Annotated in this window: 14 protein-coding genes; 9 read left to right on the plus strand and 5 right to left on the minus strand. The window is 70.9% G+C overall.

Features of this window, described 5'->3' with window-relative positions:
• Position 1 precedes the first annotated feature (1 nt).
• The 7 genes from ACFQZY_RS00600 to hemP all read left to right on the plus strand — a co-directional run bounded on the left by ACFQZY_RS00600 (position 2) and on the right by hemP (position 4206).
• Positions 2 to 694, plus strand: coding sequence for a Fe2+-dependent dioxygenase (locus tag ACFQZY_RS00600; protein ID WP_377411410.1), 693 nt, complete (start codon positions 2 to 4; stop codon positions 692 to 694).
• A 27-nt stretch (positions 695 to 721) separates the two neighbouring features.
• Positions 722 to 1789 (plus strand): alpha-hydroxy acid oxidase, encoded by a 1068-nt coding sequence (locus ACFQZY_RS00605; protein WP_377411412.1) that lies wholly within the window; start codon positions 722 to 724, stop codon positions 1787 to 1789.
• A 66-nt stretch (positions 1790 to 1855) separates the two neighbouring features.
• Entirely contained in the window at positions 1856 to 2101 is a 246-nt protein-coding gene (locus tag ACFQZY_RS00610) for a bacterioferritin-associated ferredoxin (protein WP_377411414.1), read from the plus strand.
• Positions 2102 to 2173: 72 nt separating this feature from the next.
• Positions 2174 to 2866, plus strand: coding sequence for an energy transducer TonB (locus ACFQZY_RS00615; protein ID WP_377411416.1), 693 nt, complete (start codon positions 2174 to 2176; stop codon positions 2864 to 2866).
• Positions 2867 to 2874: 8 nt separating this feature from the next.
• The gene (locus ACFQZY_RS00620) at positions 2875 to 3591 is read left to right on the plus strand and encodes a MotA/TolQ/ExbB proton channel family protein (RefSeq protein WP_377411418.1); all 717 of its coding nucleotides are present in this window, start codon (positions 2875 to 2877) and stop codon (positions 3589 to 3591) included.
• Position 3592: 1 nt separating this feature from the next.
• A complete protein-coding gene (locus ACFQZY_RS00625) occupies positions 3593 to 4009 on the plus strand; it encodes an ExbD/TolR family protein (RefSeq protein WP_377411420.1) in 417 nt (138 codons plus the stop codon).
• Positions 4006 to 4206: a hemin uptake protein HemP gene (gene hemP, locus ACFQZY_RS00630; RefSeq protein WP_377411422.1), complete on the plus strand. Its 201-nt coding sequence runs from the start codon at positions 4006 to 4008 to the stop codon at positions 4204 to 4206. The genes ACFQZY_RS00625 and hemP overlap by 4 nt, the downstream gene beginning before the upstream one ends.
• A gap of 89 nt (positions 4207 to 4295) precedes the next feature.
• On the opposite strand, the gene ACFQZY_RS00635 is transcribed toward hemP, so the two are convergent.
• On the minus strand, positions 4296 to 4703 hold the full coding sequence (locus tag ACFQZY_RS00635; RefSeq protein WP_377411424.1) for a heme-binding protein: 408 nt from the start codon (positions 4701 to 4703) through the stop codon (positions 4296 to 4298).
• A gap of 104 nt (positions 4704 to 4807) precedes the next feature.
• On the opposite strand from ACFQZY_RS00635, the gene ACFQZY_RS00640 reads away from it, so the two are divergent.
• Positions 4808 to 5497 (plus strand): Bax inhibitor-1 family protein, encoded by a 690-nt coding sequence (locus ACFQZY_RS00640; protein WP_377411425.1) that lies wholly within the window; start codon positions 4808 to 4810, stop codon positions 5495 to 5497.
• Between the two features lie 562 nt (positions 5498 to 6059).
• Here the strand turns inward: ACFQZY_RS00640 and rlmD are convergent.
• From rlmD to ispD, 4 genes are read right to left on the minus strand one after another with little or no spacing between them, the layout of a single operon-like run.
• Positions 6060 to 7478, minus strand: a complete 1419-nt coding sequence (gene rlmD / locus ACFQZY_RS00645) for a 23S rRNA (uracil(1939)-C(5))-methyltransferase RlmD (protein WP_377411427.1) — start codon at positions 7476 to 7478, stop codon at positions 6060 to 6062.
• 13 nt (positions 7479 to 7491) lie between these two features.
• Complete coding sequence (locus ACFQZY_RS00650) at positions 7492 to 8277, minus strand: 3'-5' exonuclease (RefSeq protein ID WP_377411429.1); 786 nt, start codon at positions 8275 to 8277, stop codon at positions 7492 to 7494.
• A gap of 8 nt (positions 8278 to 8285) precedes the next feature.
• On the minus strand, positions 8286 to 8765 hold the full coding sequence (ispF, locus tag ACFQZY_RS00655) for a 2-C-methyl-D-erythritol 2,4-cyclodiphosphate synthase (RefSeq protein ID WP_377411431.1): 480 nt from the start codon (positions 8763 to 8765) through the stop codon (positions 8286 to 8288).
• Complete coding sequence (ispD, locus tag ACFQZY_RS00660) at positions 8762 to 9463, minus strand: 2-C-methyl-D-erythritol 4-phosphate cytidylyltransferase (protein WP_377411433.1); 702 nt, start codon at positions 9461 to 9463, stop codon at positions 8762 to 8764. The genes ispF and ispD overlap by 4 nt, the downstream gene beginning before the upstream one ends.
• A 78-nt stretch (positions 9464 to 9541) precedes the next feature.
• On the opposite strand from ispD, the gene mfd reads away from it, so the two are divergent.
• The gene (mfd, locus tag ACFQZY_RS00665; RefSeq protein WP_377411435.1) at positions 9542 to 12985 is read left to right on the plus strand and encodes a transcription-repair coupling factor; all 3444 of its coding nucleotides are present in this window, start codon (positions 9542 to 9544) and stop codon (positions 12983 to 12985) included.
• Positions 12986 to 12990: the final 5 nt, after the last annotated feature.

Consider the following 12990-nt stretch of genomic DNA (forward strand, 5'->3'; position numbering starts at 1 on the left):
CATGATCACCGTCCTGCCTGCCCTCCTCTCCCCGGACCAGGTCGCCACGGCCCGCCGCCTGCTGGCCGATGCGCCCTGGGAGGACGGCCGCGAAAGCGCCGGCCCGCAGGCCCGGACGGTGAAGAACAACCACCAGCTGCCGCACGACTGCGAGGCCGCCCGCGCGGTCCGCGCCCTGGTGCTGGCGGCGGTGGAGGCCTCGCCCCTGTTCCTCAGCGCGGCCCTGCCCCTGCGGATCTTCACCCCGCGCGTGAACCGCTACCGCGGCGACGCCAACGCCTACGGCGCGCACGTCGACAACGCGCTGCGCCTGAAGGCGGTGCGCGAGGGCGAGCCGCTGTACGTGCGCACCGATGTCTCCTGCACGGTGTTCCTCAGCGAGCCCTCCGCGTACGACGGCGGTGAGCTGGCCTTCGCCTTCGGTGCCGGCGAGCAGCGGGTCAAGCTGCCCGCGGGCCACGCGGTCCTCTACCCCGGCACCACGCTGCACCAGGTGACCCCGGTCACCCGCGGCGAGCGCCTGGGGTGCTTCTTCTGGGCGCAGAGCCTGGTGCGCAGCGCCGAACAGCGGCAGCTGCTGCACGAGATGGACATGCAGCTGCTGTCCTTGCGCCGCCAGCAGGGCGAGACGCCGGAAACCACCGCCCTGACGGGCACGTACCACAACCTCCTGCGGATGTGGTCCGAAACCTGAGACGCCGCGAACGAAGCCGGAATGTCCATGCGCCTGTCCCCCCTGCCCCCCGGCCTGAACACCCTGGCCGACCACGAGGCCCATGCGCGCGGCGTGCTCGATGCCGCGGCCTGGGCCTATTTCAATGGCGGCTCGGCCGACGAGGTCACGCTGGCCGAGAACCTGCAGGCCTGGCGGGCGCTGCGGCTGCTGCCGCGGGCGCTGCGACCGCTGGCCGGCCTGACGCCGGCCACCACCCTGCTCGGGCGCGCCCTGGCCCACCCGGTCCTGGTCGCGCCCCTGGCGCTGCAGCGCCTGGCCCACCCGGACGGCGAACTCGCCACCGCGCAGGCCGCCGCCGCCCAGGGCGCCGGCCTGGTGGTCAGCACCCAGGCCAGCCTGCGGCTGGAGGACGTCGCCGCCGCCGTCCGCGGCGACGCGGACCGCGGCCCGCTGTGGTTCCAGCTGTACGTGCAGGCCGACCGCGGCCTCACCCTCGACCTGGTGCGCCGCGCCGAGGCGGCCGGCTACGAGGCGCTGGTCGTCACGGTCGACGCGCCGGTGCAGGCGCCGCGCGACGCGCAATGGCGCGCCGGCTTCAAGGTGCCTCCCGGGCTGGCGGTGAACCTGCCGGCCACGCCGGCCGCCACCGACCTGGCCGACCTGCTGCGGCAGGCCCCGACCTGGGACGACATCGCCTGGCTGCGGGCGCAGACCCGCCTGCCGGTGGTCCTCAAGGGCCTGGTCCATCCCGACGACGCGCGCGAGGCGCTGCGCCACGGGGTGGATGCGCTCATCGTCTCCAACCACGGCGGGCGGGCGCTCGACACGGTGCCGGCCACCGCCCGCCTGCTGCCCGCGCTGGCCGAGGCCGCCGGCGGCGCCCTGCCCCTGCTCGTGGACGGCGGCATCCGCCGCGGCACCGACGTCCTCAAGGCCCTGGCCCTGGGCGCCCGCGCGGTGCTGGTCGGCCGCCCCGTGGCCTGGGGACTGGCCAACGCCGGCGCCCTGGGGGTGGCCCATGTCCTGCGCCTGCTGCGCGACGAATTCGAGGTCGCCATGGCCCTGTGCGGCTGCGAGCGGACGGACCAGATCACGCCGGACCTCCTATGCTGATTGCAAATGCGATCGATTCGCATTTATAATCAGCTCCAGTTCCACTGACACCCTGCGGGGTCCGCCATGATCGTCTGCGTCTGCAACCGAGTCTCCGACCGCGAGATCACCCGGCATGTCCATGCCGGCATGGATTTCAGCGACCTCCAGCTGGAGCTGGGTGTGGCGACGCAGTGCGGCCAGTGCGAGGGCTGCGCCCGTGAACTGGTGGAACAATGCAACCGCAACCGCAGCGACGCCGCGATGGCGGCGCCCTCGGCCCCCGTCGTCCTGCACCGGCCGGCATGGCTCTCCTCGCTGGCCTCGGCCTGAGCCTCGTGCTGATCGTCGCCGGCGCCTGGTGGGCGCTGCGTACGTGACGCGACCTTTCCTGCAGTACCCGACTTGTCCACCTCGCCCGATTTCCCGCTGTTCGGCTCCCGGCGCAACGCCCTGATCGTGGGCAGCGTCCTGGCCTTCCACGTCGCTGCCCTGTGGGCGCTCAACACCGGCCTGGTGCGGCGCGTGGCCGAGGTCTTCGTGCCCGCCGAGGTCATCGCCGAGATGCTTTCGCCCGCGCCGCAGCCGCGGCCGGCCCCGCCGCCGCCCGCTCCCAAGCCGGCGCCGCGCACCCCGGCCCCCGCCCCGGCGGTGGACAAGCCGCAGCCCCAACCCGTGCCGCAGCCCGCACCCCTGCCGGTGGCGGCGGCGCCGTCGGCCAGCCCCGCCCCCAACGCACCGGTGGTCCCGGCCGCCCCTGCCGCGCCGGCGGTGGCCACCGGCCCGGCCACGCCGGCGCCGCCCGCGCCCGCGCGCATCGACCTGCCCTCGAGCGATGCCGACTACCTGCAGAACCCCAAGCCCGCCTACCCCCCGGTGAGCAAGCGCCTGGGCGAGCAGGGCAAGGTCATCGTTCGCGTCCTCATCGCCGCCGACGGCACGCCGCAGAAGGCGGAACTGCGCCAGTCCAGCGGCTTCGAGCGGCTGGACCAGGCGGCCCTGGCCACCGTCCTCAAATGGCGCTACGTCCCCGGCAAGCGCGGCGGCGTGGCCGAGGCGATGTGGTTCAACGTCCCGATCAATTTCGTGCTGGAGTAAAGAAGACAATGGAAGCCCAATTCGGCCTCGCCCACCTGTGGAACCAGGGAGATTTCGTCACCAAGGCGGTCGCCGTGCTGTTGCTGGTGATGTCGCTGTCCTCGTGGATCGTGCTGATCGTCAAGGCGCTGGACCTGCGCCGCGCCGGCGCCCAGGGCCGCCGCACCGAAGCCTTCTGGCACGCCCCTGATTTCAACGGCGCGCTCGAGGCCCTGGGCAACGAGCCCGGCAACCCCTTCCGCGGGCTGGCCCTGGCCGGCCGCGAGGCCACCGTCCACCACCACGCGCAGCCGCAGTTGCACGACTCGCTGGACGTGAGCGACTGGATCACCCGCTGCCTGCGCAACGCCATCGACGAAGCCACCGCCCGCCTGCAGTCCGGCCTGGCGGTGCTGGCCTCGGTGGGTTCGACCGCGCCCTTCGTGGGCCTGTTCGGCACGGTCTGGGGCATCTACCACGCGCTGCTGTCGATCGGCACCGCGGGCCAGGCCTCGATCGACAAGGTGGCCGGCCCGATCGGCGAGGCGCTGATCATGACCGCCCTGGGCCTGGCCGTGGCCATCCCCGCGGTGCTGGGCTACAACGCGCTGGTGCGTGGCAACAAGGCAGTGGTCCTGAAGATGAACCGCTTCGCCCACGATCTGCACGCCTACTTCATCACCGGCGCGCGCGTGTCCGGCAACGGCGCGCCGTCCAACGTGGTTCCCATGAAGAAGGGCAACTGAGATGGCCTTCGGCACGCAGGACGACACCGACGACGTGATGAACGAGATCAACATGACGCCCCTGGTGGACGTCATGCTGGTCCTGCTGATCATCTTCATCATCACCGTGCCGGTGATGAAGCACGCGGTCAACATCGACCTGCCGCAGGCCTCCAACCAGCGGCAGCAGGACAAGCCCGAGACCATCCAGCTGTCGGTGGACGCGCAGGGCGGCTACCACTGGAACCAGGCCCGGGTGGACGACGCCGACCTGCCCCGCCTGCTGGCGCAGGAGGCGGCGCGCGAGCCGCAGCCCGAGCTGCACATTCGCGGTGACAAGGCGGTGCGCTACGAGCGCGTGGCCCAGGCCATGGCGGCGGCGCAGCAGGCCGGCCTGCGCAAGATCGGCTTCATCACCGAGCCCAAGCCGCTGCAATGACGGCCGAACCCGCCGAGGACCCGCGGCACGCCGTGCCCGTGCCGGCCGCGCGCCAGGAGGCGGCGGCGGTGCAGCGCCCGCCCCTTTTCTCCAGCGATGACCTGCTGCGGGGCCACCGCGCGGTGGAGATCAGCCACAACGGCGTCGTCTACCGGCTGCAGGCCACGCGCCTGGGCAAGCTGATCCTGACCAAGTGACGGCGCCCTGGAGGCGCTGGCGCCGCCAGGCGAACGACCAACGACAAGGGGGCCCGAGGGCCCCCTTGTTTCATTCGGGTGAGGGAGGATTACAGGCCGATGGCGGCGATGCCGGCCTTGGCGATCTGGGCGTCCTCGGTGGACTTCACGCCCGACACGCCGACGGCGCCGATGCACTGGCCGTCCTTCATGACGGGCACGCCGCCCTCGAGCATGCCGCTGACCGTGGGCGCGCTCAGGAAGGAGGTGCGGCCGCCATTGATCACATCTTCGTACACCTTGCTCTCGCGGCGGCCCAGGGCGGCCGTGTGGGCCTTGGACGGGGCGATGTGCGAGGAGATGGCCGGGGCGCCGTCGAGGCGCTGCAGCCACAGCAGGTGGCCGCCGGCATCGACGATGGCGATGGTCACGGCCCAGTTGTTCTTCAGGGCTTCGGCTTCGGCGGCGGCGGCGATGGCCTTGACGTCGGCCAGTTCGAGGAAATGGGTGGTCTTCATAGGGGCGCAAGCATAGCGTTTCCCCGGCCCCCCGGAGAAAACACGGGGAACCAACCTAGAATCCGCCCCATCCAAACAGCACCTCGACGAAAGGAGCTTCCTCAATGAACGAGCAACTGCAACCCACTGCCTACGGCTATGCGCTGCCGGCGGCGGATCGCAACAAGGTCCTTCGCAACACCTACTGGCTGCTGGCGCTGAGCCTGGTGCCCACGGTGCTGGGCGCCTGGGTCGGCGTGGCCACGGGCATCACCCAGATGCTGGGCGGCGTGGTCGGCCTGGTGGTCTTCCTGGCCGGCGCGTTCGGCTTCATCTTCGCCATCGAGAAGACCAAGAACTCCGCGGCCGGCGTGCCGGTGCTGCTGGCGTTCACCTTCTTCATGGGCCTGATGCTCTCGCGCCTGATCGCCATGGTGCTGGGTTTTTCCAACGGCGCCAGCCTGGTGATGACGGCCTTCGGCGGCACCGCCGGCGTCTTCCTGGTGATGGCCAGCCTGGCGAGCGTGATCAAGCGCGACCTCTCCGGCATGGGCAAGTTCCTGTTCGTGGGCGCCCTGGCGGTCATGATCGGCGGCATCATCAACGTCTTCGTGGGCTCCACCACCGGCATGCTGGTGATCAGCGTGATGTGCATCGGCATCTTCAGCGCCTACATGCTGTACGACCTGAAGCAGATCATCGACGGCGGCGAGACCAACTACATCTCCGCCACGCTGGCGCTGTACCTAGACATCATCAACGTCTTCCAGAGCCTGCTGGCGCTGCTGGGCGTGCTGGGCGGCGAGCGCGACTGACGCGGGCGAGCCGCAGGAACGACAGGGGCCTTCGGGCCCCTTTTTCTTTTGGGGAGCGGGGGTCAGGTCTTGCATCGACGCGACTGGTTATCTCGGCCTCCGCTGGCTTCTCCGGCTAAGCGCGCTGCACGGGCGGGGGCAGCAGGCTCCTCCCGGGGGGCTGGTGCGCTCCCGCGCACGGCCCCACGGGTCCCTCCGCCTGCCGCCCCCACCCGCGCATCGCGCACGAACACGTGAGGGCTTCGCGCCGGAAAGTACATGGGTCATTTCTCGCGCCGACGTGCGCTCGAAACGATACGCGCCGAAGTACCTCGCCCGCAGAAGACGGAGGTGATCTCTCCGGCGCGAAGCCCTCAGCGATGCAGCGTGAGCGGCATGGGGCTGGCGGGTGGGCGGAGGGACCCGTGGGCCCGTGCACGGGAGTGCACCAGGCCGCCGGGAGGAGCCTGCCCGCCGGCCCCGCGCCGCGCACCTCGCCGGAGGAAAGCAGGAAGCACCAACGAGCCAATCCGACCGGAAAAAGGACCGTCGCGTCGATGCAAGACCTGACCTCGGCCGCCCCTCAGCCCCGCTCGAACACCGCGATCGACTCCACGTGCGCCGTGTGCGGGAACATGTTCACCACCCCCGCCGCCGTGCAGCGGTAGCCCGCCTGGTGCACCAGCAGGCCGGCGTCACGCGCCAGCGTGGCCGGGTTGCAGGAGACGTAGACGATGCGCGAGGGCGGCGTCCAGCCCGGGGCGATGGCAGGGTCCTGGTGGATGTCCGCCAGCGCCTTGGCCAGGGCGAAGGCGCCCTCGCGCGGCGGGTCGACCAGCCACTTCTGCGCCACCCCGTCGGACACCAGCATCGAGGGCGTCATCTCGAACAGGTTGCGCGCCACGAACTGCGTCGGTGCGCTCGCGTGAGCGCGGTTGCGCTCCAGGTTGGTCCGCGAACGAGCCACCAGGGTCTCGCTGCCCTCGATGCCCAGCACCTCCCCGGCCTGCGTGGCCAGCGGCAGGGTGAAATTGCCGAGGCCGCAGAACCAGTCGATCACGCGCTCGCCCGGCTGCACCTTCAGCAGGCCCAGCGCACGGGTCACCAGCACCTGGTTGATGAAGGGATTCACCTGGGTGAAGTCGGTCGGCTTGAACGGCATGGTGATGCCGAACTCCGGCAGCACATAGGCCAGCTCCGGGCCCGGGTCCATCAGGTGCACGGTATCCGGGCCCTTGGGCTGCAGCCACCACTGCACGCCGGCATGCTCGGCGGCAAACTGGCGCAGCTTGGCCTGGTCGCCTGCCGACAGCGGCTCCAGGTGGCGCAGCACCAGGGCGATCACCGGCTTCGTGGGGTCGGCGGCGTCGACGCCGCAGGCCAGCTCGATCTGCGGGCAGGTCTCGATGGCGTCCATGCTGCCGATGAGGCCGCGCAGCGGCAGCAGCAGGTCGCTCACGTACTTCGGCACCACATGGCATTCCTGGATGTCCGCCACGTAGCGGCTCTTGCGCTCGTGGAAGCCGACCAGCACCGTCTCCTTCTTGCGCACGTGGCGCACCGAGAAGCGGGCGCGCCAGCGGTAGCCCCAGGACGGCCCCTGGATCGGGCGCAGCAGGGACTCGGCCTTGACCTTGCCCAGGTGCCAGAGGTTGTCCTCCAGCACGCGCTGCTTGATCGCCACCTGGGCGGCGGCGTCCAGGTGCTGCATCTTGCAGCCGCCGCAGGCGCCGGCATGCAGGCCGAAGTGCGGGCACTTGGGGGTGACGCGCTGCGACGACTCCCGGTACACCGCCTTCAGCGAGGCCGCCTCCCAGTTGTTCTTCTTGCGGTGCACATTGGCCGCCACCCATTCGCCGGGCAGCGCGCCCTCGATGAAGACGACCTTGCCGTCCTCGCGGCGGGCCACGCCCTGGGCCTCGATGTCCAGGGCGTCCACGTACAGGGCTTCCTCCGGCACGCCCGCGGGGCGGACCGGCTTGTTTTCAATCTCCGATGACATGGGCCCGATTGTCTCAGGCCCAGGCCGCCAGGTACTCCTGCCAGTGCGACTCCTGCGGCGCCAGGCCGGCCAGGGTCTCCTTGATCATCGCGATCTCCTGGTCGTACTCGGCCTCGGTGAAGCCGGCGCGCATCTTCTGGAAGCGGCAGTACATCAGGTAGGTGTTCATCACGTCCGTCTCGCAGTAGCGGCGGATGTCCTCCAGCTTGCCCTCCTGGTAGGCCTGGTACACCAGCGAGCCGTCCATGCCCAGCTTGCCGGGGAAGCCGCACAGCTTGGCCAGGGCGTCCAGCGGCGCGTTGGCGCGCCCGCCGAACATGGCGAGCACGTCCATCAGGTCCAGGTGCCGGTTGTGGTACCGGTTGATGTAGTTGTTGAACTTGAACTCGCGGTCGTCCTCGCCCTGGTCCCAGTACTTGGAGGCCACCACGCCATGGCGCAGGCCGCGGTAATTGAGCACCGGCAGGTCGAAGCCGCCGCCGTTCCAGCTCACGAGCTGCGGCACCTTCTTCTCCAGGGTGTTGAAGAAGGCCTGGATCACCTTGCCCTCGCTCTCGCCGTCGCGGTCGACGAAGGAGTGCACCTTCAGGCCGGCGGCGTCGCGGTACACCGCGCTGATCACCAGCACGCGCTGCAGGTGCAGCGGCATGAAGTCGTTCTGGCCCTTCTCGGCGCGGGCCTGCACCCAGGCCTGGTGGACCTGGGCGTCGGTGGCGTCCGGCGGGTAGTCGCCGAGCTGGCGCAGGCCGGCGATGTCGGGAATGGATTCGATGTCGAAGACGAGGACGGGCCAGGCCATGGGGTTCCTTAGGCGGAGGTGAGCAGGACGACGGCCCGCGCCTCGATGGAGCGGCCTTCGCCGACCGGCCCCATCTTCTCGGCGGTCTTGGCCTTCACGTTGACTTGTTGCGGCGACAGCCCCAGGACCTCGGCGATCCGGGCGCGGATCGCCTCGATGTGCGGAGCCAGCTTCGGCGCCTGGGCGACGATGGTGCTGTCCAGGTTGACGATCTTCCAGCCCTCGGCCTGCACGCGCCGGTAGGCCTCGGCGATGAGGACGGCCGAATCGGCGCCCTTGAAGCGCGCGTCGGTGTCGGGGAAGTGGCGGCCGATGTCGCCCAGGCCGGCCGCGCCCAGGAGGGCGTCGGTGATGGCGTGCAGCAAGGCGTCGGCATCCGAGTGGCCCAGCAGGCCCTTCTCGTGGGGGATGCGCACGCCGCCGAGGATCAGGGGGCGGCCTTCGACCAGGGCGTGCACGTCCCAGCCTTCGCCGATGCGGATGTTCATGAGGGGTTCCGGGTAAGCAGGGCCTCGGCCAGGGCGAAATCCTCCGGCCAGGTCACCTTGAAGTTGCGGGACGAGCCCGGCACCAGCCGGGGCTGGAGGCCGGCGGCCTCGACGGCGCTGGCTTCGTCGGTCACCGCGTCGCCGGCCGCCTCCAGGGCACGGGCCAGCACGCCCAGGCGGAACATCTGCGGCGTCTGGGCCAGCCAGTGGTCCTCGCGCGGCACGGTGGCCCGCACGCGGCCGCCCGGGCCGTGCTTGAGGGTATCCGCCAGGGGCTGGGCCAGCAGGCCGCCCACCGGGTCGTCGAGGCAGGCGTCGATCAGGCGGTCGATGAGGGCCGGGGTGACGAGGCAGCGCGCGGCGTCGTGCACCAGCACCCAGTCCGCGTCCGCCGCGCCGGCCTCGCGCAGCGCGCGCAGGCCGCCCAGCACGGTGGCGGCGCGGGTCGGCCCGCCGCACTCGGCCAGCGTGATGCCGGGCACGCCGGCCAGGGTACGGTCGCCGGCGGCCACCGCCACCAGCACCGTGGCCAGGCGAGGCACGGCGGCGAAGGCGTCCAGCGTGTGGCGAACCATCGGGCGGCCGGCCACGGGCTGGTACTGCTTGGGAATCGCGGTGCCGGCGCGGCTGCCCGTGCCCGCGCAGGGGACCAGGGCATGCAGGCGCGGGGCGCGGGGCGGGGGTGGGGAAGCGGTCATGGAATGAGCGCGCATTCTAAAATCCAGGCGCACTGCACACCCCTCGCCGCCCGGCGCGGGGTGTTCGCCATTTCCCCCATGGACCTGCCCAAGCTCACCCCCGGCAAGCGCTTCGCCCTGCCCCGTCCCGTCGGCTCGGCCGACGCCCTGCTGCTGGCCCGCCTGGCCCAGCGCGAACAGGCCGCCGGCCAGCGCACCGCGATCGTCACCGCCGACGCCACCGACGCCCAGCGCCTGATCGACGAGCTCGCCTTCTTCGCCCCCGGCCTGCGCTGCTGCCTGTTCCCGGACTGGGAGACGCTGCCCTACGACACCTTCTCGCCGCACCAGGACCTGATCTCCGAGCGCCTGGCGACGCTCTGGCGCATCTCGCAGGGCGAGGCCGACGTGGTCATCGTCCCCGCCACCACCGCCCTGTACCGCGTCGCCCCGCCGGCCTTCCTGGCGGGCTACACCTTCCAGTTCAAGGTCAGGCAGAAGCTGGACGAGGCCCGGCTCAAGTCGCAGCTCACGCTGGCCGGCTACAACCACGTGACGCAGGTGGTGAGCCCCGGCGAGTACGCGGTGCGCGGCGGCCTGATCGACCTGTTCCCCATGGGCTCGCCGGTGCCGTACCGGGTCGACCTGTTCGACGACGAGATCGACTCCATCCGCACCTTCGATCCGGACAGCCAGCGCAGCCTCTACCCCGTGCCCGAGGTGCGCCTGCTGCCGGGGCGCGAATTCCCGATGGACGAGGCCGCCCGCGCGCGCTTTCGCAGCCGCTGGCGCGAACTGCTGGAGGGCGACCCCACCCGCAGCCGCATCTACAAGGACATGGGCAACGGCGTGGCCACCGCCGGCATCGAGTACTACCTGCCGCTGTTCTTCGAGGAGACGGCCACCGTCTTCGACTACCTGGGCACCCAGGCCGCCCTGGTGCTGCACGGCGACCTGGAGCCGGCCTTCCAGCGCTTCTGGCAGGACACGAAGGACCGCCACCGCCTGGTGCAGGGCGACCCCGAGCGGCCGGTGCTGCCGCCCGAATCGCTGTTCCTGACCATCGAGCAGTTCTACGCCCGCGCCAACGACCACGCCCAGCTCGCCCTGCGCCCCGGCGCCGCCGATGTCGACGACAGCGCCTTCGTGCAGAAGCTGCCCGACCTCGCCGTGGTGCGCGGCGCCGAGGAGCCCCTGGCCCGCCTGAAGGAGCACCTGCGCCGCACGAAGCAGCGGGTGCTGGTGCTGGCCGAGAGCGACGGCCGCCGCGAGAGCCTGCTGGACTTCCTGCGCGCCAGCCATGTCTCGCCGCCCGCCTTCGACTCGCTGGCCGAGTTCCAGGCCAGCGACGAGGCGCTGGGCATCGCCACCGCGCCGCTGGCCCAGGGCTTCGCCTGGGTCGCCGAGGGCCTGGAGTTCATCACCGAGACCGAGCTGTTCGCCGCCGGCGTGACCGCGCGCCGCCGCCGCAAGCAGGAGCAGGTCTCGGACGTCGAGGCCCTGATCAAGGACCTCTCCGAGCTGAACGTGGGCGACCCGGTGGTCCACGCGCAGCACGGCATCGGCCGCTACAAGGGCCTGGTCAACATGGACCTGGGCCAGGGCAGCACCGAGTTCCTGCACCTCGAGTACGCCGACAAGGCCACGCTCTACGTGCCGGTGAGCCAGCTGCACCAGATCAGCCGCTACACCGGCGTCTCGGCCGACGAGGCGCCGCTGCACAAGCTCGGCTCCGGCCAGTGGGAGAAGGCCAAGCGCAAGGCCGCCGAGCAGGTGCGCGACTCCGCCGCCGAGCTCCTGAACATCTACGCCCGCCGCGCCGCGCGCCAGGGCCATGCCTTCCGCTACTCGCCGCAGGACTACGAGACCTTCGCCAACGACTTCGGCTTCGAGGAGACCGCCGACCAGAACGCCGCCATCCACGCGGTGATCCAGGACATGGTCTCGCCCCGCCCGATGGACCGCCTGGTCTGCGGCGACGTGGGCTTCGGCAAGACCGAGGTGGCGCTGCGCGCGGCCTTCGTCGCCGTCACCGGCGGCAAGCAGGTGGCCTTCCTGGCGCCCACCACCCTGCTCGCCGAGCAGCATTACCAGACCCTGGTGGACCGCTTCTCCAAGTGGCCGGTGAAGATCGCCGAGATGAGCCGCTTCCGCTCGCAGAAGGAGATCACCGCCGCCGCCAGGGGGATCGCCGACGGCAGCGTCGACATCGTCGTCGGCACGCACAAGCTGCTGTCCGAGAGCGTGCAGTTCAAGAACCTGGGCCTCTTGATCATCGACGAGGAGCACCGCTTCGGCGTGCGCCACAAGGAGGCCATGAAGGCCCTGCGCGCCGAGGTCGACGTGCTCACGCTCACCGCCACGCCGATTCCCCGCACCCTGGGCATGGCGCTGGAGGGCCTGCGGGACCTCTCGGTCATCGCCACCGCGCCGCAGCGCCGGCTGGCGATCAAGACCTTCGTGCGCAACGAGGGCCAGGGCGTGATCCGCGAGGCGGTGCTGCGCGAGCTCAAACGCGGCGGCCAGGTCTACTTCCTGCACAACGAGGTGGAGACCATCGAGAACCGCCGCGAGCGGCTGCAGGCGCTGCTGCCCGAGGCCCGCATTGCGGTGGCCCACGGCCAGATGCCCGAGCGCGAGCTGGAGCGGGTGATGCGCGACTTCGTGAACCAGCGCTTCAACCTGCTGCTCTGCTCCACGATCATCGAGACCGGCATCGACGTGCCCTCGGCCAACACCATCGTGATCTCGCGCGCCGACAAGTTCGGCCTGGCGCAGCTGCACCAGCTGCGCGGGCGGGTGGGACGCAGCCACCACCAGGCCTATGCCTACCTGCTGGTGCCGGAGATCGAGGGCCTGACCAAGCAGGCCGCCCAGCGCCTGGACGCGATCCAGGCCATGGAGGAACTGGGCTCGGGCTTCTACCTGGCCATGCACGACCTGGAGATCCGCGGCGCCGGCGAGGTGCTGGGCGAGAACCAGAGCGGCAACATGCTGGAGGTGGGCTTCCAGCTTTACAACGAGATGCTCTCGGAGGCGGTGCGCTCGCTCAAGGCGGGCAAGGAGCCGGACCTGCTGGCGCCGCTCTCGGCCGCCACCGACATCAACCTGCACGCCCCCGCCCTGCTGCCCGACGACTACTGCGGCGACGTGCACCTGCGCCTGTCCTTCTACAAGAAGCTGGCCACCGCGAAGAACGCCGACCAGGTCGACCGCCTGCTCGAGGAGATCATGGACCGCTTCGGCAAGCTGCCGCCGCAGGCGCAGAACCTGGTGGACGTGCACCGCCTGCGCGTGCTGGCGCGGCCCTACGGCGTGGTCAAGGTGGACGCCGCGCCCGGGGTGATCCACATCACCTTCAAGCCCAACCCGCCGGTCGACCCGATGCGCATCATCGAGCTGGTGCAGAAGAACCGGCACATCAAGCTCGCCGGCAACGAGAAGCTGCGCATCGAGCGCGAGCTCAAGGAGACCAAGGACCGCGTGCAGATGGTGCGCGACGTGCTGCGCTCCCTGGGCCAGCCCACCGGGGCGGCGGCCTGAGCCCG

Origin of the sequence: Ramlibacter sp. GCM10027632 (assembly GCF_042675325.1) — a bacterium.
Classification (GTDB): domain Bacteria; phylum Pseudomonadota; class Gammaproteobacteria; order Burkholderiales; family Burkholderiaceae_C; genus Ramlibacter.